At 44.0% G+C, this 24,767-nt stretch carries 17 protein-coding genes and 1 pseudogene; 6 read left to right on the top strand and 12 right to left on the bottom strand.

The features are described from left to right. The 3 genes and pseudogenes from Q0465_RS09450 to Q0465_RS09440 all read right to left on the bottom strand — a co-directional run. Window positions 1-379 (bottom strand): annotated as a pseudogene (locus tag Q0465_RS09450) (PEGA domain-containing protein); the annotation flags it as partial. Window positions 380-571: 192 nt separating this feature from the next. Next, window positions 572-1,099: a hypothetical protein gene (locus Q0465_RS09445; RefSeq protein ID WP_298615507.1), complete on the bottom strand. Its 528-nt coding sequence runs from the start codon at window positions 1,097-1,099 to the stop codon at window positions 572-574. Window positions 1,100-1,111: 12 nt separating this feature from the next. Continuing rightward, a complete protein-coding gene (locus Q0465_RS09440) occupies window positions 1,112-2,929 on the bottom strand; it encodes a hypothetical protein (protein WP_298615504.1) in 1,818 nt (605 codons plus the stop codon). 585 nt (window positions 2,930-3,514) lie between these two features. Here Q0465_RS09440 and Q0465_RS09435 point away from each other — a divergent pair. Beyond that, window positions 3,515-5,143, top strand: coding sequence for a Zn-dependent hydrolase (locus tag Q0465_RS09435; protein ID WP_298615502.1), 1,629 nt, complete (start codon window positions 3,515-3,517; stop codon window positions 5,141-5,143). 57 nt (window positions 5,144-5,200) lie between these two features. On the opposite strand, the gene Q0465_RS09430 is transcribed toward Q0465_RS09435, so the two are convergent. From Q0465_RS09430 to argS, 5 genes are all read right to left on the bottom strand, one after another. Continuing rightward, window positions 5,201-5,986 carry an inositol monophosphatase family protein gene (locus tag Q0465_RS09430; protein ID WP_298615500.1) on the bottom strand — a complete coding sequence of 262 codons (786 nt, stop codon included), beginning with the start codon at window positions 5,984-5,986 and terminating at the stop codon, window positions 5,201-5,203. 25 nt (window positions 5,987-6,011) lie between these two features. After that, the gene (locus tag Q0465_RS09425; RefSeq protein WP_298615497.1) at window positions 6,012-6,266 is read right to left on the bottom strand and encodes a TIGR03905 family TSCPD domain-containing protein; all 255 of its coding nucleotides are present in this window, start codon (window positions 6,264-6,266) and stop codon (window positions 6,012-6,014) included. Window positions 6,267-6,343: 77 nt separating this feature from the next. Then, complete coding sequence (locus Q0465_RS09420; RefSeq protein WP_298615509.1) at window positions 6,344-7,183, bottom strand: histidinol-phosphatase; 840 nt, start codon at window positions 7,181-7,183, stop codon at window positions 6,344-6,346. Beyond that, the gene (locus Q0465_RS09415; RefSeq protein WP_298615494.1) at window positions 7,183-7,695 is read right to left on the bottom strand and encodes a flavin reductase; all 513 of its coding nucleotides are present in this window, start codon (window positions 7,693-7,695) and stop codon (window positions 7,183-7,185) included. The genes Q0465_RS09420 and Q0465_RS09415 overlap by 1 nt, the downstream gene beginning before the upstream one ends. 24 nt (window positions 7,696-7,719) lie before the next feature. Beyond that, window positions 7,720-9,507, bottom strand: coding sequence for an arginine--tRNA ligase (gene argS / locus Q0465_RS09410; RefSeq protein WP_298615491.1), 1,788 nt, complete (start codon window positions 9,505-9,507; stop codon window positions 7,720-7,722). Between the two features lie 400 nt (window positions 9,508-9,907). Here argS and Q0465_RS09405 point away from each other — a divergent pair, with 400 nt between their 5' ends. Together Q0465_RS09405 and Q0465_RS09400 are read left to right on the top strand one after the other, a co-directional pair. Further along, window positions 9,908-12,445, top strand: a complete 2,538-nt coding sequence (locus Q0465_RS09405; protein ID WP_298615488.1) for a prolyl oligopeptidase family serine peptidase — start codon at window positions 9,908-9,910, stop codon at window positions 12,443-12,445. Window positions 12,446-12,646: 201 nt separating this feature from the next. Continuing rightward, the gene (locus Q0465_RS09400; RefSeq protein WP_298615485.1) at window positions 12,647-14,677 is read left to right on the top strand and encodes a transketolase; all 2,031 of its coding nucleotides are present in this window, start codon (window positions 12,647-12,649) and stop codon (window positions 14,675-14,677) included. Between the two features lie 168 nt (window positions 14,678-14,845). On the opposite strand, the gene Q0465_RS09395 is transcribed toward Q0465_RS09400, so the two are convergent. After that, a complete protein-coding gene (locus tag Q0465_RS09395; protein ID WP_298615483.1) occupies window positions 14,846-16,450 on the bottom strand; it encodes a hypothetical protein in 1,605 nt (534 codons plus the stop codon). A gap of 247 nt (window positions 16,451-16,697) precedes the next feature. On the opposite strand from Q0465_RS09395, the gene Q0465_RS09390 reads away from it, so the two are divergent. Then, a complete protein-coding gene (locus tag Q0465_RS09390) occupies window positions 16,698-17,264 on the top strand; it encodes an adenylate kinase (protein WP_298615481.1) in 567 nt (188 codons plus the stop codon). Window positions 17,265-17,562: 298 nt separating this feature from the next. Here Q0465_RS09390 and Q0465_RS09385 read toward each other — a convergent pair whose 3' ends face one another. Beyond that, window positions 17,563-19,245, bottom strand: coding sequence for a hypothetical protein (locus tag Q0465_RS09385; RefSeq protein WP_298615477.1), 1,683 nt, complete (start codon window positions 19,243-19,245; stop codon window positions 17,563-17,565). 240 nt (window positions 19,246-19,485) lie between these two features. Between Q0465_RS09385 and Q0465_RS09380 the strand changes: the two genes are divergently transcribed. Both Q0465_RS09380 and Q0465_RS09375 read left to right on the top strand, forming a co-directional pair. After that, window positions 19,486-20,322 (top strand): 1-acyl-sn-glycerol-3-phosphate acyltransferase, encoded by an 837-nt coding sequence (locus Q0465_RS09380; RefSeq protein WP_298615474.1) that lies wholly within the window; start codon window positions 19,486-19,488, stop codon window positions 20,320-20,322. 141 nt (window positions 20,323-20,463) lie between these two features. Further along, window positions 20,464-21,420 carry a GNAT family N-acetyltransferase gene (locus Q0465_RS09375; protein ID WP_298615471.1) on the top strand — a complete coding sequence of 319 codons (957 nt, stop codon included), beginning with the start codon at window positions 20,464-20,466 and terminating at the stop codon, window positions 21,418-21,420. Between the two features lie 255 nt (window positions 21,421-21,675). On the opposite strand, the gene Q0465_RS09370 is transcribed toward Q0465_RS09375, so the two are convergent. Together Q0465_RS09370 and Q0465_RS09365 are read right to left on the bottom strand one after the other, a co-directional pair. Next, on the bottom strand, window positions 21,676-24,243 hold the full coding sequence (locus Q0465_RS09370) for a protein kinase (protein ID WP_298615468.1): 2,568 nt from the start codon (window positions 24,241-24,243) through the stop codon (window positions 21,676-21,678). 117 nt (window positions 24,244-24,360) lie between these two features. Then, the coding region (locus Q0465_RS09365; RefSeq protein ID WP_298615466.1) for a formylglycine-generating enzyme family protein at window positions 24,361-24,767 on the bottom strand (407 nt) is incomplete at its 5' end.

Raw genomic sequence — 24,767 nt, 5'->3', positions numbered from 1 at the left:
TTTTTACACGACCCGCCGTCAGTACCAATTCATACACACAGGCCTTTTCGATACGCTCCGGATACTCGTAATTACGCAACACTCCCAACTGAGCATGACGAATCGTCAAACGCCTTGCTCCATAGGGTACATACAGCCAGATCTCTCCTTTCTTTTGAATACTTCCCATACTCCCTAAAGCATCGGGATCAAAATCAAAACCCGTTTCTGTCGTTACTATTTTGATTATCGCACATTTATCCCCATTCTGGTCCACACGGCCCTCCGAACCTCGCGCTGAAAGATCGTTATCCAGCCTCTGAAAGGACTTTACCGAAAGCTGCTGGGCTTCCGACAAAGAAACCCAGAACAACAAAATAATCCCTATTAGAAATTTCATTTTTCCCAAAACCATGGTAACTCAATTAAACTGAAAATAGGGGTTCCTGCCAATGATCCCCTATTTCGAATGTTCTATACATACTTAGTCTCATATTTCCCATTTGTGACAATTTTTTACCCACAAATTTATCCAAATCTGTCTTTTCCGACCCTGGGAGCTGAATTGGACTCTTTTACTCCCACCTCCGGTTTACTCCAGCACCAAACGCAATCCCAAAACAGAATGATGGTAATCGGGTGTCCAATAGTTGCGTAAAGCAAAACGGTAACTCCCCGCCGCTTCCGGAGGATCCGCCGTTATTACCAGCCATTGCCCACTGATTTCTTCTTCCACGGTAGTCACTATTCGTCCTGTTGTCAGTACCAGCTCATATACACAAGCTTTCTCAATCCGTTCCGGATATAAATAATCCCGAAGTATCCCCAGTTTATCGTGCTTAACCGTCAATCTCCTTGCCCCATACGGAACATATAACCAGATCTCTCCGGTCTTTCTGACACTTCCGGCCAGTCCAAGCGCATCCGGTTCGAATACAAAACCGCTTTCCGTTGTCACCACTTTAATAATGGCACATTTATCCCCATTCTGATCCGTCCGCCCCTCTTTTCCCCGGGCCGACAAATCATTCTCCAGCTTCCGGAAAGATTTTACCGATATCTGCTGCGCTTCTACCCAACCGGACAGCAATAAAATAAACGTTAAAATCACTATTCGCATACGGTCTTTCTATTAAAAAGTAAAAGAAGGGAGATCAATCAGTCCGAAATCCGGATCTTTTTCCGGTTGCCAGGCCCGGACATGAATAATCGGCTTATCGGGATTATTTAAATCGACCATCAGGAAAAGATAGCCCGAATCCCCGTAATTGGAAGAAAAATAATCCTGACGGATTTGAACCCCATAAATTTCCCCTTTATCGGCTGATTTACGGATCACATTATCCGCAAACCGCAGGTTTATAAATTCATTACTGGTAAAAGTACTGCGAAGCCGCTTGATATATTGCTCTTTTGTCTGCCTGGTATAGCGGATATAAGGGCGGTTAATCGTTACCTGCCGTTCGGTAACCGTTTGCTTTTTCAATACAGTTCCCACAATGATCAAAGCGTCCTCAGCAAAAATACTTTCAATATAGTCCAAACGTTTTAAAGCATAAGCTGTTTTATAATTTTCCAGAAAACGGATCAGGATCATACGGGAACGTTCACTCCAATCTTTCTTTGAAACAATGTCGGCCAAAGCTGACTGGGAAAGCCCAAAAGACAACCCCTGTATTTTGGCATCTTTCGAAAAATCAAATACCACATCTTCTACAAAGGTCCGGTTGTTGTTTTCAAAATGAAAACTCAACGGCAAACTCCGGCAGAAAATACCCTCCTCGCATTTAACCAGCCGATAGTCCGGAGTACCTACAACCCGGGCCTGTCCATAGCGGATTAATTGATTGAATATCGCATAGCCTTCAGGAGTAAAGTAATTTTTCAATCCCTCATAATTTCGTTCCCGCACCGCTTTTTCCACCTTTTTTATTACCGTTAAGTAACGTTCACTATCGGGAGCCGGTTTGAAAAAAGAAGCCACCACTCCTGTCCAGGCCTGCTCGTTACTCCCGGAAACAATTTGTTGCTGTACCGGCACAGAAGAAGCGTCCGGTTTATAAGCTTCTATATAACAACTCCTAAAAGGAACTACATCCAATTTATTGATAACATCTTTCAACTCAGCATCTACCGTAGCTTCTCCATCGAATATATATTCTCCTTTTATCCGAAGATGAGCAGCCTCTGCCAAGGCCGGTAATTCAGCTATGCCTCTCCCGTCTTTTGCACTGACAATGTTCGACCAATCCCGTCCGTCCCAATACGTATAATCAAAATTGCGCACAGGCTGACTGTTGTACAATATATTCAATTCTATCGTCTGAAAGTTCCCTTCCGGAATAATCCGGGAAATAGCAACATTCAGATGAGAAAAAATAGTGTTGATCTTTAACGGTATCCAGGTAGCCGGCAAACGCTCCTCCCCCTTTTGATCCCGGTAACGGATAGTCGCTCCTTCCGGATGGCTTCTCAATAAGGTTTGCGACCAGTAATAATAACGCAAAGCATCTGCTATCTGTAAATTTTTCTCAGCCGTCTCCGCATTAGCCAAATACTCCAGAATTTTATTTTTCCTGGCTTTAAAAATCTTATCGATTTCACTCCGTTTCATATACCGAAAAACACGGGCATCCGGTTCGTTTTCTATTACAATCCGTTCGGTATTACTCAAGGTAGCATTGGAATAGGTACGAATGACAGATTTCACTGTTTCTTTATAATCCGATTCCGACTTTTCTTCCTGCAACAAAGTGAAATCACTCTCAATCGTAGTTGTAATTTGATTGATCAGATCGGACAAGGCTTCCGAATCCGCCTTTTTAAGGGTATTTCCCCTGCCTTCTCCCCACAGATACATTCCCCTGTCAGCTTTTATCTCTTCTACCGACTGCGCCCAAAGCAGCGTACTGCAACATATACCGAAAACAATGCATACTAATTTTTTCATCTGTCACTTTTTTATGAATCCTCACAAAAATAAACATTTTTTACTTATCCAACCTTACCTTTAGGGTTAAAACAATTTTTTATGGAATCTTTCCCGCAGGAAAGGGATTAACACTTCGCCGGTTAACGGAACTGAAATTCCGGAGGAAAGGATTACCCTCAACTCAGGTTTTGTTAATCAGCGGGGCAGCAGATTTGCCTTCATCCGGCACAAAACGTCGTTCATCCCTTTCTCCAAATACTCTTCATCCCTTCCTCTAAACCGAAAGTTTATTCATTTGCAAATCCAGACCAATATTCATCCGGTTCAAAATTCCATTCCGTATTCAAATATAAATATGTCCAAAAATGAAAAATGTGACAATATAGGGTAATTGCTTTCTGACAGAAGCGGATTAACGGAACTGAAGTTCCGGAGGAAAGGATTACCCCCAACCCAGGTTTTGTTAATCAGCGGGGCAGCAGACCCGCCTTCATCCGGCAGAAATGCCATTTATCCCTTTATCTAGCACCCTCCTTTAATATTCCACATATTTTTTATACTTTCGCACTAAAACTATCCTATTTTTAACAAAATACACCGAGAATGAAAAGAATAATTACAATTCTAGCCTTGAGTGCGTTATGTTGTGCGTGTAAAGAAAACAAGCAAACGCCTCCTCCCTCTCCCTACCAGACATTAGCCGATCAGTATGCGGAATTTCCTCTGACAACGGATGTGAGTAAACTGACTGAAAATGAAAAACAAGTCATTCCTTTACTGATAAAAGCTGCCGATGTAATGGAAACTATCTTCTGGCAAAATGCTTACGGAAACCGTTCAGCTCTCCTGGACACGGTTCAGGATCCTTATCTGGCAAAATATTTAGCCATCAATTACGGTCCCTGGGACCGGCTGAACGGAAACGCACCTTTTCTGAAAGGAATTCAACCCAAACCCTTAGGTGCTAATTTTTACCCTGCCGATATGACCCAGGAGGAATTTGAAGCCCTGAAAGATCCCCGTAAAACCGATTGGTACAGTATCCTCCGCCGGGACATCAGGGGAAATCTGAAAGTACTTTCCTTTCACGAAGCTTATCCGGTAGAAACAGCAGAAGCTGCCGATTTACTGAAACAAGCCGCTGCTCTGACAGAAGACCCGGAACTGAAAAATTACCTGAACTTACGGGCAGCAGCCCTTTTAAGTGACGATTATTTAGCCAGCGATCTGGCCTGGATGGACATGAAAAACAATACCCTCGACATTGTCATTGGTCCCATTGAGACGTACGAAGATGCCTTGTTCGGTTATAAAGCCGCTCATTCCGGACAAGTATTGATAAAAGACAAAGAGTGGAGCAAAAAACTGGCCCTTTATGCCGGTTATTTACCGAAATTACAGGAAAACCTGCCGGTAGAAGCTGCCTATAAAAAAGAAAAAGCCAATGCCAATCCGGATATGAATGTCTACGAAGTCATCTATTATGCCGGAGATTGCAATGCAGGAAGTAAAAATATAGCTATAAACCTGCCGAACGACCCAAGGGTACATGCTGCCAAAGGAAGCCGGAAACTGCAGCTGAAAAATGCCATGCAGGCAAAATTCGATAATATCCTGGTGCCAATCTCCAAACTCGTGATTACGCCGGAACAACAAAAACACATCCGTTTCGATGCCTTTTTTGAAAATACCATGTTCCATGAAGTGGCACACGGACTGGGAATAAAATATACCTTAAACGGGAAACAGGATGTACGCAGTGCCCTAAAAGACAATTATACTTCCATAGAAGAAGGAAAAGCCGACATTCTGGGATTGTATTGCATTACCCGGCTGTCTGAATGGAATGTGCTGGAAAACAAAGAATTGATGGATAATTATGTGACCTTTATTGCCGGTATTTTCCGTTCCTGCCGTTTCGGTGCTGCCAGTGCACACGGAAAAGCCAATATGATGCAATTTGCTCACTTTATCGAAAGCGGTGCCATTACGCAGGACCCTGCAACAGGATATTACACCGTGAATTTTGAAAAAATGAAGGCTGACATTGCCGCTATCGCCAGCGAATACATTACCCTGGAAGGAGATGGGGATTACGAAAAAGCAAGCCAGCTTATCCGGGAAAAAGGCATAGTCTCCCCCGGATTACAAAAAGACCTGGATAAAATTGCCAATGCCGGTATTCCGAAAGACATTTTCTTTAAACAAGGCGTGGAAGTACTGGGAATTTAAAGTTTAAACGTTTAAATGTGAAAATGTTAAACATTTTCACATTTAAACACTCCTACCTTATTTAATTTGGTGCCGGATTTTTTCGAGCAGAACTGCATTAGCCGCAATAATCGAAATGTGCCGGTCCTTCCGGAAAGGACAAATACATCCTCCGGCTTCTTCTACAATTAATTCCCCTGCACATACATCCCAAAGATTGAGATTTAATTCCCAATAACCGTCTAAAAAACCGGCTGCCACACAGCATAAATCGTAAGCCGCCGACCCCATTCTCCGGATGCCTCTTAGTCCCGGCAACAGAGCAACAAGGTTGGAAATATTATTTTCCGGATTCGTTCCTTTATCGTATGGAAATCCCGTACCCAAAACACAGCTCTCCAGATCCGTTTTAGAAGAAACGTGAAGGGGGCTCCCGTTCAAAAAAGCACCTTTCCCCCGTTCCGCCGTATATAATTCATCCAAATATGGAGCATATACAACTCCTATAAGCGTATATCCTTTGTATTGTAAACCAATAGAGACGCTGAATACAGGCAATCCCTGACTATAATTATTGGTCCCGTCCAAAGGATCCACTACCCAGCAAAAATCCGTATCCTTTTCATGCATCCCGCTCTCTTCCCCCAATACGCTATGCCCGGGAAACCGTTCGGCAATTTTTTCCAATAAATAAGCCTCACTCTCCTGGTCAGCACGGGTCACCACATCTGCCACATTCGATTTGGTATGAATATCCAAATTATTTCCCCTGAAATAAGTTAAATGTATTTTCCCCACCTCTTTCGCCCATGCCACAGCAGCAGTTAAAAATTCCTCTGTATGGGGTAATTGTTCCTTCTCCATCCGTTATTATTTATGTAAAATTTATTCATTTCTGTTCCAGCATCCGTAAAGCCTTTACAAGCTGATCCGGACAGGAAGTAGCCTTACCACCGCAACGTATACCTTCCAACCGATCAATTACTTCTGCTACTTTCATTCCCCTTGCCAGCAAAGAAACCCCTTGGGTGTTCCCACTGCAACCTCCTTCAAAATATATTTCCTTAACAATACCGTTTTCGACAGTAATATCGATAGCTTGCGAACATACTCCCGAAGGAATAAAATGTATTGACTTTTCCATATTCGTATTTTCCTATACTTTAGCTATATCTGTAAAAATATCAATCGTTCCGCATTCATAAAAAATGTTTTTCTTCTTCAGGCAATTGCCACTTCCTGCCATTTCCCCCCGTGCAACTCCCTTACCGTTTCAAATCCCTGCTCTTTTAATTGCTGCAAAGCCTCTGCTCTCCCGGCATTGATCAACTCCGGCCGGTGGGCATCCGAATTGACAACAACAGGAACACGCAATTCCCGGATAATTTTCCAATTCCGGACGTCCGGAAAAAAACAAGCTTTCTGTTCAAAAGCTTTTGTATTGATCTCCACCATCAATTCCCTCTCCGATACAAAAGTGAAAAAATCGTTTAGTTTCCCTTTATACCAATCCCCTTCCGTAATCCCCGGACAACACTGTTCAGCATTATAAAATATTTTATTGGCATGCCCGACAAAATCGAATCCGCCTTTTTCTACCAGCCGCATAGAAGCTTCAAAATATCCTTCCAGCAGCAGCTTCAAGTCTCCCTGAAATTTCTCCTGCCAAATTTTCCGGAAATTCTCCGGGCTGGTGTCCGTATCTACAATCCGGCCTTCCGGCGTATAAATTAAATGGACCGATCCGATCCGGTAATCCAGGGGCAAATTTTGAAAATAACCGATAGCCGGATTTTGTTCCGGATGCAGATAATCGATCTCCATACCGGCATAAAGTTCTATTTTCTCCCCGTATTTTTTCTTTAACCGACGGATCTCAGCCAGATAAGCGGGTACTTTTGCCCGGCTTACGGTCCAGAAAGTCGGAAAAGGCAAAGGAGCATGGGAAGAAATCCCATAAGCGGAAAACCCTTGCCGGACGGCCGCTTCCACGAACTCCTCCATCGAAGCTTTTCCATCACAGAAAGAACAATGACTATGATAATTCGTCCGATTAGCTATCATTTCTTTTTCCACACTTTCTCAATCGCTGCGATATACATTTTATGAAAATCCTTTTCCGGATAAAATTTTTCGCTATCCGCTGTATCTAAAAAAGCCTCCGGGGACAAGAAATCCGCATATAATTTTTTACATTCCAATACATACCGGGATTCAGCAAATGCCACCCTTCCGGAAGCAGAAAAAACAGGTGTCAAACCGGTTTTCTCCACCTTATTGACTTCCCTTCCGGATAAAGTACCGCATATTTTCAAAGCTTCCCTGTATTCTTCTCCCAAAAAAGAAAGGGTGAAACCTTCCTGTTTTTCCATAAACCCGAAAGTATACCGTTGCGGACGGATAAAGACAAAAGCAACCGGCTTATTCCACAGGCATCCGGCTCCGCCCCAGCTCGCAGTCATGGTATTAAACTGCTCTTTTTCTCCCGCTGTCACCAGCATCCAATCCTGTCCGATCATACGGATAAGATTTTCGTCAATCTGTCTGGCTTCCACTAATTCAAAACCTTCCATATATCTTCCTTTCTCTTTTAAATTTTACATTCTTTCCGGCATTTCTATGCCCAGCATTCCCATGGCATTTTTTACCGCTTCCCCGCATTCTTTAGCCAGTAATAAACGGAAGTTACGCAATGCCCCGTCCTCTTCTTTCAGAATAGAAAAATCGTGATAAAACTGATTGAACTCTTTGGCTAATTCATAAGAGTAATTGGCCAGCAATGCAGGGCTGTATGTCTCTCCGGCTTCTTTTACCACAGCCGGTAATTTGGCAATCCATTTGATCAGGTCCTGCTCTTTATCCGAAATTTCCAAATGAATATCTGTCTGTTCAACCTTCATCCCGTTTCCGGCAGCTTTCCGTAAAATCGACTGAATACGGGCATAGGTATACTGAATAAAAGGCCCGGTATTCCCGTTAAAATCGATTGATTCTTTCGGATTGAACATCATGGTCTTCTTCGGATCGACTTTCAATATAAAATACTTCAGGGCCCCTAAAGCCACTTTGCGGTATACCTCCTCCGCCTCGGCTTCGGAATAGCCTTCCAGTTTTCCCAGTTCCTGCGAAGTTTCCCGGGCTGTACAAATCATTTCCTGCATCAGGTCGTCGGCATCCACCACGGTTCCTTCCCTTGACTTCATCTTTCCTTCCGGCAGTTCGACCATTCCATACGATAAATGACGGATCTTACCGGCCCATTCAAATCCCAGTTTTCCGCAAATCAGCGACAATACCTGAAAGTGATAATTTTGCTCATTTCCCACCACATATATCATCTCATCCATATCAAATTCACTGAAACGCTCATAGGCCGTTCCGATATCCTGTGTCATATAAACAGAAGTCCCGTCATCCCGGAGCAATAGTTTCTGATCCAATCCGTCTGCTGCCAAATCGGCCCAGACGCTTCCGGTCTCCTTCCGGTAAAGCACTCCTTCTGCCAGCCCTTTTAAAACGAGGTCCCGCCCTTTCTTATACGTCTGGGATTCAAAATATACTTTATCAAAGCCGACTCCCATCAACCGATAGGTCTCATCAAAGCCTTTCAACACCCAATCGTTCATGGTCCGCCACAACTTCACGGTCTCTTCCTCACCGGCCTCCCACTTCCGAAGCATTTCCTGAGCTTCCAATAAAATCGGAGCCTGTTTTTTAGCTTCTTCTTCCTCTATGCCTTTTTCCATCAATTGCCGGATCTCCGCTTTATATTCCTTGTCAAAACGCACATAATAATCTCCGACAAAATGATCTCCTTTCATTCCGGTAGATGCCGGAGTAGCTCCGTTTGCAAACTTCTTCCAGGCAATCATACTCTTGCAAATATGAATTCCCCTGTCGTTTACCAAATTTACCATCCTCACCTCATGTCCGTTTGCCTTTTGTATTTCAGATACCGACCAGCCCAGTAAATTATTCCGGATATGTCCCAGATGCAAAGGTTTGTTCGTGTTCGGAGAAGAATACTCAATCATATACGAATGCCCGCTGCTGCTGTGACAGTAACCGTATCGGGGATCTTCTGCGGCTTCATTCAGTATGCCGAGCCAGTAAGCGGAAGATATCTCGATATTCAGAAACCCTTTTACAACATTGTAATCCCGGATTTCATCGATATGCTCCTTCAAATACTCTCCTAACTGTTTCCCGGTTTCTTCCGGAGATTTTTTAGAAAAACGGGTAAACGGAAAAACGACCACCGTCAGATCACCGGCAAATTCTTTACGGGTGGCCTGTAATTGTATTTTATCCGCCTCCACTTCCACACCGTAACATTCTTTTACAGCTTCTATAACCTTAGAGGTCAACAAACTTTCTATGCTCATATCGTACACAATTTTATGACTATTCATTAACAAATGAAAAATCCGTCCGTAACCAATGCCAGACAGCCTTTACTTTCACAGCCCACAAAAATAGGAAAAAAAATTGAAAAGAGAACACATTCTTCTCCCTTCGGAAACCGGGGAATCTTATCCCCCAAAACAGCGAAAAACGCCCATCCCCGCCCCATTGATCACCCTCAATTTCCTTCGGGCAGTAAACCGTTAAACCATTTTCTGCTACCTCTCTCCACCCCCGTCCCCCTATACCTTTGCCCGCTCAAATCCTACCCATTTAAACTCCTGAACATTTTTACATTTGAACATTTAAAGCCTGATATAATTTTTAACTTTGCAAAAGTTTGTCTCTAAAAAAAATTATGTATAATCAAATTCATATCCTATGAAAAAACACATCCTTTTATTTATCCTGACCGTTTTGAGCCTGAGTGTGTCTGCGCAGACTGCAAAAGAATGGCTGGCCCTGACCCCCGTACCGGTAGCTCCTCCGGCCCTGAGTAATTTCAAAGACGTCGATAACAAAACGTTTACAGAAAAAGAATTATTCGAATACTCTCTTTTAAACGTCAACGACTTCATTCCGGAAGAGGGGAAAACAGAAAGGAATTTCCATCAGTTACAGTGGGGAAAAGCGGTAATGGAAGGGGACACTTTAATGGCCCCGGCTGACAACGGCAAATCCACCCTCAATTACTACGCTGTATACCTGAATATCCCTCAGTGGATAGAAGGCCGTTTTCAATTCCGTTTATTCGGGAATACCGAAATATACCTGGATGGACAAAAAAAACTGACGTACACCGGAAGCCAGACGGCAGATAAATCCTTTTCCTGTGAATTGCTACCCGGAAAACACAGCCTGATTGTGAAAACGGTGACCAAAGGCGGGAAAATACTGCTCTGCCGTTTCGAGCAGCAGACAAAAGCCGGCGGAGACGTTTTGGAATATACGCTTTCTCCCAAACGCGGAAAAAATATCTATGATATATTAAACGGCAATCACATTAGCAAAACCGACCTCTCCCCTTCGGGAAAATACGCCCTTGTGAGTATAAAAGAAACACTGGACGGAAAAGATAATTACACCTCATACGTATACCGGGTCAGTAACAAAGAAATCGTCTATTCCTTGGCTGCAAACCAGATACAAACCCAATGGGTACCCCTGCAGGACAAACTTTCCTGGTTACAAACGGAAGGGAACGGGAAATCTTTTTATATTTACGATATCGGAACTCAGCAACTGCAATGCCTGATTAAAGAAGATAAAGAGATCAACAATTACAACTGGTCCCCCGATTTATCCTACCTTCTCTATTACACCAGTGAAAATTATACGGAAGAAAACTGGCAACTCCGGAAATTAAACGGAATAGAAGACCGCCAGCCTTATTTCCGCTATCGTTCTTACTTGTGTAAATACGATTTTGCTACCGGACTTCATTCCCGGCTGACCTGGGGAAACACTTCTACTTATCTCATGGATATCAGTCACGACGGCCGGCAAATCTTATTTGCCACTTCCCGTCCCGATTACAACGAATTTCCTTACAGCAAACAATCGGTATACCTGATGAATATGCAAACCCTGAAAGTGGACACCCTCTGGAAAGACCGGCTTTACACTATTTCCTGCAGTTTTTCCCCCGACGACAGCCAATTGTTGATTACCGGAGGACCTTCTGCTTTCGGGGAAAGCGGGAAAAATATCGGGAAAAATCCGATTGCCAACGAATTCGATAGCCAGCTCTACCTTTACAATTTAGCGACAGCTCAGGTCACTCCTCTGACTAAAAATTTCAATCCCTCTGTACAATATGTATTCTGGCGGACAGACGGGTATATTTATTTTACAGCCGCTGCTGCAGATTATGTCCGTCTTTTCCGTTGCGATCCCCGTACACAGTCCATACAGCACCTGGAATGCCCGGGAGACATTATCCTCAGCACCAGTATTCCTGAAAAAGGCGAAGAACTGATGTATGTGGCTTCCGATGTCAGTTACCCGGCCCGTATTTATACCCTCGGTTTAAAAGACCTGAAAGCAAGAGTATGGGATAATCCTTCGGCCCGGCAATACGAAAACATTGTATTCGGAGAAGTTAAAGACTGGGACTTTACTTACAAAAAAGGAACGGTCATTGACGGGCGCTATTACCTGCCGCCTCATTTTGATCCGGCTAAAAAATACCCGCTCATCGTCTATTATTACGGAGGAACCACTCCTGTCGAACGCAGCTTCGGAGGGCGTTATCCTTTCAATTTATTTGCCGCCAACGGTTATATTGTATATGTTTTACAGCCTTCCGGAGCGATCGGTTACGGACAGGAATTCTCTGCCCGCCACCAGAATAACTGGGGAAAAATCACGGCGGACGAAATCATCACTGCCACAAAAGCCTTTCTCAAATCGCATTCTTTTGTAGACGCTTCAAAGGTCGGATGTATGGGAGCTTCTTACGGAGGATTTACCACCATGTACCTGACGACCCAAACCGATATCTTTACCTGTGCCATCGCCCACGCCGGCATATCTTCCATTGCGGGTTACTGGGGGGACGGCTATTGGGGATACAGCTACAGCACCTGCGCTACTGCCCACTCCTTTCCCTGGAACCGGAAAGATATTTACGTAGATCAGAGTCCTCTGTTCAATGCCGATAAGGTAAATACACCGATTTTATTGATTCACGGTACCAAAGACGTCAATGTGCCGACAGCCCAAAGCATACAGTTTTACACCGCTTTAAAACTGCTGGGTAAAGATACCGAACTGGTTTTTGTAAAAGATTCCGACCATACGGTAACGGATTATCATTTACGGATTCTATGGAACAATACGATACTGGCTTATTTCGCCAAATACCTGAAAGATCAACCGGCCTGGTGGGAAAATACGTATAAAGAGAAAAACCTTTAAAAGGCAGGAAAGCATTCCGGGACGGACCGGAACTTCCCTGCTCCCTGGCGGATAAACGGACCCGGCATTCCGGATCACAGTTCCGTTTATCCGCTTTTGACAGGAAGCAGGAATCCCCTTCAATTTCATGGGGGTTTTCATCCGGTTTTCAGTCAAAAAAACTAACTTTGCGAAATCAACAAAAAAATTAAACCCAGAACTATGAACAAAATCATAAACAGAGCGGCCGACAACATCCGCATTTTAGCAGCTTCTATGGTGGAAAAAGCCAAATCGGGACATCCCGGAGGCGCCATGGGAGGGGCTGATTTCATCAATGTATTGTATTCTGAATTTTTAAATTTTGACCCGGACGACCGGACCTGGGCCAACCGGGACCGTTTTTTCTTAGATCCCGGTCATATGTCTCCTATGTTGTATTCGGTTCTCTGTCTGACCGGTAGTTATAGTCTGGAGGATTTGCAAAATTTCCGTCAATGGGGCAGTATTACGCCGGGACATCCGGAAGTAGACAAGGCCCGCGGAGTGGAAAATACATCCGGTCCGCTGGGGCAGGGCCATACGATGGCTGTGGGATCTGCCATTGCTGAACGATTCCTGGTAGCCCGCTTCGGAGAATGGATGGCTCATAAAACGTATGCGTTTATTTCTGACGGAGGTATACAGGAGGAAATCTCCCAGGGAGCAGGCCGTATCGCCGGAGCTTTGGGATTATCCAATCTGATCCTGTTTTACGACGCCAACAATATCCAGTTGTCCACCAAAGTAGAAGAGGTTACAGTCGAGAATACGGCAGAAAAGTACGAAGCCTGGGGCTGGAACGTAATTACTATCGATGGAAATGATGCTGACCAGATCCGCGAAGCACTGACAGCAGCCGGAAATGAAAAAGAACGCCCTACGCTTATCATCGGAAAAACCCTGATGGGAAAAGGAGCATTGGGTCCCGAAGGGGAAGATTTCTCCAACAAAGTATCTACTCACGGTCAGCCCCTGACGGGAGCCGGGGCTTCTATCGAAAAGACCATTGAAAACCTGGGAGGCGATCCCCGGCATCCTTTTACAATTTTCCCGGAAGTCAAAGCATATTATGAAAAAGCCCTGGAAGCCAAAAGAGCCTATGCCCGCAAAAAAAAGGCAGAACAGGAAGCCTGGGAAAAAGCTCAGCCGGAACGGGCAGCCCAATATCACAAATTTATGTCCGGAGAAATGCCGGCTATCGACTATAAAGCCATTGCCCACAAAGCCAATATCGCCACCCGTACAGCCTCTGCTGACGTACTCATGGCATTAGCACAGCAGGTGGAAAACATGATTGTCAGTTCTGCCGACCTTTCCAACTCGGACAAAACCGACGGATTCCTAAAAGGAGGAGCCCGTCCGCTCAGAAAAGGAGATTTCAGCGGTGCTTTCTTACAGGCCGGAGTAGCTGAACTGACCATGGCCGCCATTTGCAACGGTATCGCTTTACACGGTGGAATTTTCGTCGCCTGTGGTACCTTCTTCGTATTCTCCGATTATATGAAACCGGCAGTCAGACTGGCAGCCCTTATGCAAGTACCGGTAAAATACGTCTGGAGCCACGATGCTTTCCGCGTCGGAGAAGATGGTCCTACCCACCAGCCGATCGAGCAGGAAGCACAGATCCGTCTGCTGGAGAAAGTACGGAACCATGCCGGCAATATGAGCCTGCTGGCCCTGCGTCCTGCCGACGCAGCAGAAACGTCCGTCGCCTGGAAGATGGCTATGGAAAATACCTCTGCCCCTACAGCTTTGATCCTCTCCCGTCAGAACATCAATGATCTTCCCGGGGAGGACCGCTACGAAGAGGCACTGCAAGCCGGTAAAGGAGCCTACATCGTAGCCAAAAACGGGGAAAATCCGGATATTATCCTTCTGGCTTCCGGTTCGGAGGTGTCCACTCTGGTCGACGCTGCCCAATTGCTTCTGGAAAGGAAAAATGTCACCTCCCAAATCGTATCGGTTATCTCAGAAGGTTTATTCCGGGAACAATCCCCGGATTATCAGGAACAGATTCTGCCTGCCTCTGCCCTTAAATTCGGCCTGACAGCAGGTCTCTCCGTTACCCTGGAAGGACTTGTTGGACCAAAAGGAAAGATACAGGGCGTAAATCATTTCGGTTATTCCGCTCCCGCCAAAGTACTGGATGAAAAATTCGGGTTTACCGGAGAACAGGTATACCGGGAAATTTGTGAAATGCTGAATAAATAACACCAGTTTAGCAGTATTGTACGAACAATTGCCCCCAAAACTGTTTTTCAGCTTACGGATTTGTACTTCCGTCCGAACCTGTTGAACGCCCCGGAAAGGGACATTCAGCAGGCAGGGAAGCCGGAGCAGATAAAGAAACAGGATTTCGGGTCAATTGTTTGTACATTTTTACAAGCCTATCGATTTTTTCAAACCGGCCATCAGAATCCTCCAGAGGTAATTAAACTGAGAACGGTATATATCCCTTTCCGCACTGGCATCTACAGTACGGGGACCGCTCCTGCCGGGATTATTTGCCGTTGCAATCAATCCGTTCGCCAGAGTGGAAAGAAAAGAACGTACTTCCAGATGCCCGTCTTTCTCTTTCATAATTCTGATTTTCAAATCCCGGTATAAAAAAAGCATATGAACCTGAGCCGTATGGGAATTCCCTGTCATCTTAAATTTCAATCCGTCAATTTCTCCCGAAGTGATCTTAATTTTTACCAAAGGTTCTATCATCCGGTTTAAACTCAGCATATCCATTTTCCCCAGATGCCCTTCCACTTCAAAATGCGGATTTAAACTATCTACCGGTAAAAGAAAAGTAGCCCGGAGAATTCCCTGATCCATCAATTTTCCCTCTGCCTTCAAAGTAAAATAAGGCTGTTTCGGGCGGACTTCATTCGTCAAATCGTAAAATGTGCCCTTTAAACGGTCAAAAGTGACTACCCCAGGCGAAATTCCATTCTTAGCCAATTCTTTGTAGACCACATTTATATTGTCCAGGCGGATTCTCCGGATCGCCAAAGGACAAGGGAATTGTTGTACAGATTCGTAAAACAACCGTTTCACCCGTTTTGCCTGCTCAATCTTCCGGTTTTTAAAACTACTGATACGGGCCCCCTGGATTTCAACACTGTCTATTTGCAGCATCCGGTCGCTTATCATACGCTGCATATCAAAATGATGACAAACTACTTTTCCGACCTCTATTTTTGTCCAATCCGTATGCTTTTTCGTTTTTAAAGCAAATTCCCGTTCTGAATACTGCGGAATCAGGCGGATAGCCTGAATGGCTATATTCCCTTCATTACCCTTCAGGGAAAACGTATCCACTTCCAGCAGCTGGGAATTTTGAGCAAATTTATTCCGGAAAGCAGCAAATGACAATTGCAAATCCCGGCAAGCAATACGCGGGAACAAAGTATCGGTACAGGTTTGCACATTCAAATCCGCCATCCCGAAATTGAAATCCTGAAGCACATAACTGACCGTATCTGTCTCCTGGCATTGCCTGCCCTCCACTTCTCCCAGTTTTATGTCAATCTTTCCCAACTCCAGACGACCGGCCAACCGTTCAGCTCCTTCCGGTGAGTTCTGTTTTTTATCCGAAGCGCTCCACTTTTTCCCTGTATTTACGTCTGCAAACAAATGAGGCAAATCTATCTTCAATGCTTTAGCCCGGATCATAGTGGAAGAATCCCGTTTTTTAAAGTGAATTCCCCCGAGTTTCAATTTTTTCAGATAAACGTCCGCATAAGGGACAGGATTATTTGACAGAACCGGACGGGCCGTATCGGTAGTTATGCGGACATCTTTTATCTGTACACTGCGCCCGATCAGCCGTACACTGACATTTCCGACATCCGCCTGTAACCTGCCTCCGCTTTCTTCGTAGACTTTTTCTTCTATGATGTCCTCAATTTTATTTCCCAACCACCATTGCACTCCCCATACTATAATAATTAAAGCAAGGACAGTATACCCGACAATTTTTATTGCTTTTCTCATAAATCCAAATTATAGCCCGACTTTCTCTACTTATTTTCTTTCTAGATATAGAAACGAAATCAAAACAGAAGTGTTTCATTACAAATTCTTTCTCTTCTGCAAAAAAGTAAAAAAGATAATTTTAAACATTCTTTCTCTTTTTTATTTTTTAGTATTTATCTTTGTCCGGACCGGAAGTTTTCAATAAGAAAATACGGATTTGTCTGTGAGGGATAGAAATTTTATCAAACCAATTAATACAAAAGACATGTTAAATCTAGCATTATTCGGTCCTCCGTGTGCCGGTAAGGGAACGCAGGCCAAGAGAATCATAAAAAAATACAACCTGGCTCATCTTTCAACCGGCGATATGATTCGGAAAGAAATAGCTGCGGGAAGTGAATTGGGGAAAATAGCAGAAGATATTATCAATAGCGGACAATTATTATCCGATGAATTTGTCATTCAGCTCATTCAGGACAGTATTGCCCGAAGCGAAGGGGTAAACGGCTTTTTATTCGACGGTTTTCCCCGTACGGTAGCCCAGGCTGAAAAACTGGACGAAATATTGAAAGAAAACGGAGCCCCCCTAAAAGGTTTATTGAGCATAGATGTTCCCGAAGCAGAACTAAAACGGCGTATGTTGGAAAGAGCTAAAATAGAAGGACGTGCAGACGACACAGAGGAAGCCATCAGTAACCGCTTTAAAGAATATCATGCCAAAACAGTTCCGGTAGCCAAACACTATGAAGCAATATGCCATAACGTCAAAGGAGACGGCACTATGGAAGAAGTTTTCGAAGAGATTGCGGAAATTATTGAGAAAATAAAATAATATTCAGACGGAGGAATGGCACTTCGTGCCGGAGAAACGCCCGTCAAAAGCTTCGCTGACAAACGGTAGCAGAGTTCCGGATTAATTCTTCAACAGAACCGGAAGTCCGTTCATCTGCGGAGCATTAATTCCCTTCTCTCAAAAAGAAATATTCCCCCAAAAATCGCTGATGAACGAAACCCGGCTCCCTCATTAATCCCTTAATCAGAACCGAAGGTTCGTTCATCAGCGAAACCTTAATCTACTTCCTTTAACGAAGCATCATTCCATTCCTTTTGGACAGTTGAACATCCAAACCTTACCTCGTCAGCTGCCGATAGACCGCATTATTGGCATACGGTTGGAATTCAGCATCGGTAGCAGCCTGCTGTTTCAATTTCGGATTCATCTCAATGGCTTTTTGCAGGGCCATCGTCATGGCATTGACATCTTTTACCCGGGCAGCGGCCACAGCCATAAGATAATATTCAGTAGCGTTTGTCAGCTTCATCTTTTTAAAGGTATTCAGGGCTGCGTTGTTATCCCCTGCCATCAACTGGGCATAAGCCAGATAAATGGTCGGTTTATTTTGCAGATAAGAAACAGCTTTCTGATAATCTCCCTGTTGCAGCAGAAGCAATCCCATATTGTACTGGGCTTCTTTTTTCACCTGGGCCTGCGTCAGCATATCTTTGGCCTTGGACGTATTTCCTTCTTTAGCATATACAATCCCCAGATTGTTCAGAATAGAAGGATCCTGTTTCAGGACGATGGCGGCTTCCAGTAATTTCTGTGCCTGTGTGTAATCTTTATTTTGCAAAGCTACAACGGCCAGGTCATTCAATAACTGCCAGTTCCACTGAGTTCCCACTGTAGGAGTATTTTCAGCTGCCTGAGGAATAAAATAAGTCATCTGCATTTCTTCCTGAACCGTTTCGGGCACTGTATAGAACAAAAAGAAATCAGCCCGGCGCAATAAAGGCAATATATTGTTCTTCAATTCTGCATTATTCTTAACGTAAGAATCGAGTAAATTATTCCGTTTGGTACTGGTAGAAGCATTTTTCAGATCCTGAATCATCTGGTCTTTATTCTTTATATTGGAATCCTTCAACAGTAAATAAAGTCCTTCCCAGTTTTCCGTAACCATCTGAGGTACTACAAACTTGGCATTTTTCACAACCGGCAGACTGGCAATGCCCAAATCTTTTTCGAAAAAGGTTTTAGCTGTCTTAAAGCGGTTACTGGTCAAATTTTTATTGATCCGTTCAGCCCCTTCCGGAGAACTGGAAGCGTATAACAACATGGTTGTTACCTTAGCATTGGGGTTGGCCAAAACTTTCTTCATGGCTTCGGTAGCCTGATTCATAACCGTTGAATGTTGCTGGGATTCAGGAATTTTATACTGTCCCAGAGGAAATAATACATAACCGCTTACGACTCCTACTCCGGTAGCCGGTACGTCTTCTATAATGGTCTCCGTCATGACCGGAATATAATTCACTCCGTCGATACGAACCGAATAATTCTGCCATACCTGAACGCCGTTCTGATTCAGGATCACCGGCGTCAGCATAAAGGACTTCTTACCTTGTATGGCTTCAATGTCAGCCCAAAGCACTCCGTTCTGCATCCCTTCGCGGAAGTTCATCGTCATCTTCTGATTCACAGTAGTAGCACTCTTATAAGCAATTACAGGATAATTGCTCCCTTTTACTTTTTCTCCCTGTACATAGATGGACGGTAATTTTTCAACCCTATTTCCATATTGCATACGGGGAGTGATTTTCAATATCATTCGTTTTCCGAATTGTTTGGGTCCGAATTTGATGGTATAATCAAAATGAATTTTTCCATTTACAGCTTGCAGCTGAGTCGGATTAATCTGACCGATAACGGCCGTCTCTATGGCTTCTTTTTGTAACTTTTTCATAGAGTTACACCCTGTCAAAAGCCCTATCATCAGGAAAGCCAGTGTAGTTATAAAAAAAGTGCGCTTCATAATTTTTAATTTTAGTTTAACCTATTTCCTTATGTTTACTGATTCTATTGTTTTATGCATTGTTTAACGGTATTCTCCCTGAACTGTTGTGTTTTCTTTATTAAAATAAGTTATATATAACCTACAAAAGAAAGGGGAGCGGCTTTAAAAACGTTTTCAGGAAAAGCAAACTTCTGCACCTTCCTGTCCCGGATAATTTTTAAAAACTTTATTATCTTTGCTTCATTAAAGAACGATGCCATGAATCAAAGTTCCGGAATAGCAAACGATACGCTGAAGCCCATACACCTGGAAGAAGTGTTTAAAAGTAAAAATCCCCGGCTTGCCCGTTGTATCCCCGGATTTGTATACAGCTGGCTCAAACGGATTGTTTGCCTGAATGAAATCAATGACTTTATCGGTAAGCACGGGGAACGGAAAGGGATCGATTTTGCAGATGCCGTTATGGAATACCTGGAACTTTCCATAGAAGTCCAGGGTACCGAAAATCTGCCGGCTCCGGAGAAACGTTGTATTTTTGTTTCCAATCATCCCCTGGGAGGACCCGACGGAATTGCTTTGATCTCATTCTTAGGCAAATATTATCCGGTATTGAAATTTCCGGTCAACGATATCTTATTAAACCTGAAAAATCTCAATTCCATTTTTCTACCGGTAAATAAACACGGCAATATGTCGAGGGAAGCCGTAAAAGCCATTCAGGAAGCTTACGCCTCAGACGGGCAGATGATCATGTTTCCGGCCGGACTTTGCAGCAGGAAAAAACACGGTATTATTCAGGATCTGACCTGGCAGAAAAATTTTATTACAGAAGCCGTGAAGTACCAAAGGGATATCGTTCCCATTTTTATCAGCGGACAAAATTCTAATTTCTTTTATAATCTCTCAAATTTCCGGAAAAAAATCGGTCTGAAAGTGAATATCGAAATGATCTGGTTGCCGAAAGAAGCCTATAAAAAGAAAGGAGAACACCTTGTTTTTAAAATAGGGAAACCGATCCCCTGGCAATCCCTCGACAAAAGCAAAAAACCGATAGAATGGGCAGCTGACATCAAGAATAGGCTCTATCATTTATAATTTGAAACAGGTGACCGGAAAAAGTATGTCTCCTCCCCTGCATTTTTTTCGGAAATTCTTATATTTGTTGGAAAATTTATATCCATAAAAGGAAGGACGCTGAGGAAACTCCGGCAACCGTTAATTTATAAATGATACAACATGCAGCCCGTTATTTATCCCGTCGAAAAAGAAAAACTTCTTGCGGAACTGACAGAAGATAAATTTATTCGGAAAACCAATAAAGCCGGTAATGAGATTTATACTTTCACAGCCTATAATGCCCCGAATTTAATGCGGGAAATAGGACGCATACGGGAACTGACCTTTCGCAGCGCAGGCGGAGGAACGGGTAAAGAGATCGATATAGACGAATTCGACATCAATCCGGAAACTCCCTATCAACAGCTTATTGTCTGGGATCCCAAAGAAAAGGAAATCATCGGCGGATACCGTTATATCCTTTGCGACCATCTCTCTTTAAATGCCGAAGGAGAACCCAATTTAGCCACAACCGAGCTCTTCCGCTTTTCCGACACGTTTAAAGCCGGTTATCTGACGAAGATGATTGAGTTAGGACGCTCTTTTGTACATCCCCTTTACCAATCCACCCGTATGGGACGCAAATCGCTCTTCGCCCTGGACAATCTCTGGGACGGACTGGGAGCCCTTACCGTAGATAATCCCAATATCAAATACTTCTTCGGGAAAGTTACCATGTATACCAGTTTTAACATGCACGCCCGGGATATGATCCTCTATTTCATGCGGAAATATTTCCGGGATAACGAAGGATTGGTGCAACCGATACATCCCCTGGAAATTCACATAGACGAAACCAGAATGGAATCCGTTTTCACAGGAAACAATTACGAGGAAGACTACAAAATACTCTCCCGTCACGTCCGGGACCTGGGGGAAAACATTCCTCCCCTCGTAAATGCCTACATGAGTCTTTCCCCTTCTATGCGCTGTTTCGGCACAGCCATAAATCCGGGTTTCGGCGGAGTAGAAGAAACGGCTATCCTCATCAATATCGCCGATGTATACGAAGCCAAAAAACTGAGACACGTCGCCACTTACATCCCCCGCTTCCTGGGCCTTAAAATCAAACGTTGAGGAGAACGTTTAAGGGTTTAAATGTGAAAATGTATAAATGTTTAAATATTTAAATGTGCAAGGGAAAAAGGATGAAGGAGAAAAGATTCTTAAACATTTGCACAATTGAACACTTCCGCGCTTTTTCCTCTCATCAACCACCAACAAAACGTAATTATTTAAATAAACGAACCTGCGTTTCAAATTAATTCCTTAATCAGAACCGCAGGTTCATTCCTCCGCGAAGCCTTACTCCGCTCCCCTTGTGTTCACGAATCAATGCGTCAAACTATTCCCCTCCCAGGTACCGGTCGTAATTGTTCCGTCCAGGCTCATGTAAATGCCGTAACCTTTCCGTTCCCCTTCCGACCAGTTACCGACCCAAATGGCACCGTTTGTCCACAGGTATATTCCGTAACCGTGCCGTTTTCCATCTTTGGTCTCTCCCACATATTTATCTTCTCCGCAGGATACACATTCAAACTTATAAGAACTATATCCGCTCATCGGATAAGTCTCCGTCGGTTTATCGTCTGAAAAATTACCGTAATAAATCAGATTTCCCATTTTATCGTAACAAGTTCCTTTCCCCGCTTTTTTCCCGTTTTCCCAATTTCCGACATAGTACATACAATCCTTACAGCCATTAATATAACTCCCGTCATTATTTATTATATAAATTCCGTAGCCATTTTTTGTTCCGTTCTGCCAGGCACCTGCATAAAAATCTCCATCCTTCCACCGGTAAAATCCCATTCCATGCCTGGTTCCGGAAGACATTTGTCCTTTGTAAGTATCTCCTTCCGTATACGTCTTTGAAACACCGCTCCCCATCACCGTCTTTATCATACTCTTCCATCCTCCCTTTGATAAAAGAGGCTCTGCAACCTTTTGGGTTATCGTTATTTTTACCGTTTTATCTCCGGCGTTTACTTTAAACCAGTCTGTCCGTTCCCCTCCGGTATTGGCCTCACATTTCAACTGAAAAGAAGTAGCGGATTTGGTAACGGAACACCAGTTTGGCAGATAATCTACCGTCCAGGAATCTCCGTCTGTAGAAACATAAAAAGTCCGGCTTCCTCCCGATCCTCCAAAGGAAACACTGCTTGGATTGACTGTCAGGTAAGTCACCTCTCCCGGCTTTTTTTGCAATTTTACGGAAGTAGAATACAGTTTCTTTCCTTTATACCACACTTCCCAACGGTAACGGCCCGGGCTGTATATTCCTCCTGCACTACTTCCCCATCCCAGCAATTGTTCACTGTCATCCTGTTTGTAATTACCGGCTGTAGTAATAGACATCTTATAAGTAAAGCCGGAAGGAGAATCTTTTCCCCGCATTAAATCCCCGTTGGAATTATACAGTTTTACATCCAATTCGATGGTTTTGGAATCTTCCGACAAATCGTTATACACCATCCGGGGAAGCAAATAAAAGATATCGGTAGCATACAGTGTAGCCCCGTAATCCCCGATCAGCTGTAAAGTACTATCCATATTGGCAAATTCCATCCGCTTGATATCGATCCACCCCTTCTGGGCCGCCACCCGTTCTTTTTCCTTCTGTTCTTCTTCCGACCGTCTCAGCAAATCAATTTTATAGCTAGCCGCATCGGCATACATGCCCAGCGGATGAGAAGCCAGATAAAACTCATAATCGTGCAGTGTCTGACAACTGAGATACGTCAGACTGTCGATCTTCCGCTGAGCCTCCGGCAAATATTTCCCCTGCGGGAAGTCTGCAACATACTGGGCATAATCTTCCCGGCTGATACAATTCTCCCATGCTTCTTGTTCCCTGTCTGCCTTCGGAACCAGGAAAAAGAAAGCTCCTATTCCGACAGCAATCAAAACGACAGTCAATCCGATATATAAACCTTTCCGGGATTTCCGGATTTTCTCTTCTTCTACGGGAACCGTTTTATTCGGATCTGATATTACTTTATCTTTCTTTTCCGTTTTTTTAGGCCCGGAAGGTTCTTCTTTTTTACTCCTATGCGGAGAAAAGAACAAGTCCCAATCGCATTTTTTCCCGCTCAGATAGGCCTCGGCATACTCCCGTATCGTACGGGCCGTCGGGCGGTCCCAGGGTTCTTTTGCCAGACAGGCTTCGACTACCCGTTTCAATTCCGGGGAATAATCCCCTGTAATTTCCGGGATTTCTGCCCCCTTTTGTTGCAACACTCCTCCCAAATCCCCAAAAGGAGTATCTCCCGTCAGCAACTCGAAAAGCGTTGCTCCCAAAGCCCAGACATCACTGGCCATAATGGCGAGCGGATGTTTGCTAAAGCGTTCCGGCCCCATATAAGCCATAGTACCGCCTGAATTTTCAGCCTGATTGACACTTTTGCGCAACGTACTCCGGATCTTTGTACTGATGCCGAAGTCCGTAATCATAAAAGTTCCCGTAGAATCCCTCAGTACATTATCCGGTTTGATGTCCTGGTGAATCACCGCCGGTTCCAAAGTATGCAAATACTCCAAACCCGCAGCCACATCCCGCAAAAAACGCCAGGCTTCTTCTTCCGATATATGGTCCACCAGCTTCAATGCTGATCCCTGTTCACAATATGGCAACACCAGATAAGGCCGGTTATCACACTGATCAAAATGCTGGGGCTTCAGCAAATTGGTGTGATGCAAATTGTAAACCAACGACAACTCCTTGCTGAAAATATTGATCCCGTCACTGTCCAGCCCTGTTCCCGGAGCATATACTTTTATAGCCACTTTCAAACCGGTCATACTATCCTCTGCCAGCCACACCTCCGAAAATCCTCCCCTCCCCAACAGCCGGATCAATTGATAACGATCAGCAAATAATAAATTTTCCTGTAACCACATAATTTATAACATTTAAACACGAACAAAACAATATCTTTATTTATCCTTCTAAAATTTTTAGCTCCTCCCGCCCCCCCCGTCTTTTAAGCTCGATTTTAAGAACCAATGGTTTTAGAACTAAAAAGCTAACCGCAAACCGAGGTAGTTGAGACGGTCGCCCGGAACGAAGCTGCCCCGGTACGACACACGGCAAATCCCAGCCCCGAAGTTACAGCTGCCACCCCGAATCACCCGGAGAGAACCGCTCCCCGGACCTATAGGGTCTGTCTCAGAACTACTATTATAACCTCCATACCAATCCGAACACCATTCATAAACATTTCCGCTCATATCATATAATCCCAACTCATTCGCTCGTTTCTGACCAATAGGGTGAGTCCTTCCTCCAGAATTTCCTTCATACCACCCTACTTCCGACAAAGTATTACTCCCGGAATATTTATTACCCCGGCTTTTATTCCCTCCCCGGGCTGCATATTCCCACTGAGATTCTGTCGGTAATTTAAAATCCAAACCCGTCAAGG

This window comes from uncultured Odoribacter sp. (genome assembly GCF_937966165.1).
Taxonomy (GTDB): domain Bacteria; phylum Bacteroidota; class Bacteroidia; order Bacteroidales; family Marinifilaceae; genus Culturomica.
This window is presented reverse-complemented; position numbering and strand designations above follow the sequence as displayed.

Coding starts and splice junctions, on each gene's coding strand:
- Q0465_RS09445 (WP_298615507.1), bottom strand. CDS start 1,099: ATGCGAATAGTGATTTTAACGTTTATTTTATTGCTGTCCGGTTGGGTA.
- Q0465_RS09440 (WP_298615504.1), bottom strand. CDS start 2,929: ATGAAAAAATTAGTATGCATTGTTTTCGGTATATGTTGCAGTACGCTG.
- Q0465_RS09435 (WP_298615502.1), top strand. CDS start 3,515: ATGAAAAGAATAATTACAATTCTAGCCTTGAGTGCGTTATGTTGTGCG.
- Q0465_RS09430 (WP_298615500.1), bottom strand. CDS start 5,986: ATGGAGAAGGAACAATTACCCCATACAGAGGAATTTTTAACTGCTGCT.
- Q0465_RS09425 (WP_298615497.1), bottom strand. CDS start 6,266: ATGGAAAAGTCAATACATTTTATTCCTTCGGGAGTATGTTCGCAAGCT.
- Q0465_RS09415 (WP_298615494.1), bottom strand. CDS start 7,695: ATGGAAGGTTTTGAATTAGTGGAAGCCAGACAGATTGACGAAAATCTT.
- argS (WP_298615491.1), bottom strand. CDS start 9,507: ATGAGCATAGAAAGTTTGTTGACCTCTAAGGTTATAGAAGCTGTAAAA.
- Q0465_RS09405 (WP_298615488.1), top strand. CDS start 9,908: ATGAAAAAACACATCCTTTTATTTATCCTGACCGTTTTGAGCCTGAGT.
- Q0465_RS09400 (WP_298615485.1), top strand. CDS start 12,647: ATGAACAAAATCATAAACAGAGCGGCCGACAACATCCGCATTTTAGCA.
- Q0465_RS09395 (WP_298615483.1), bottom strand. CDS start 16,450: ATGAGAAAAGCAATAAAAATTGTCGGGTATACTGTCCTTGCTTTAATT.
- Q0465_RS09390 (WP_298615481.1), top strand. CDS start 16,698: ATGTTAAATCTAGCATTATTCGGTCCTCCGTGTGCCGGTAAGGGAACG.
- Q0465_RS09385 (WP_298615477.1), bottom strand. CDS start 19,245: ATGAAGCGCACTTTTTTTATAACTACACTGGCTTTCCTGATGATAGGG.
- Q0465_RS09380 (WP_298615474.1), top strand. CDS start 19,486: ATGAATCAAAGTTCCGGAATAGCAAACGATACGCTGAAGCCCATACAC.
- Q0465_RS09375 (WP_298615471.1), top strand. CDS start 20,464: ATGCAGCCCGTTATTTATCCCGTCGAAAAAGAAAAACTTCTTGCGGAA.
- Q0465_RS09370 (WP_298615468.1), bottom strand. CDS start 24,243: ATGTGGTTACAGGAAAATTTATTATTTGCTGATCGTTATCAATTGATC.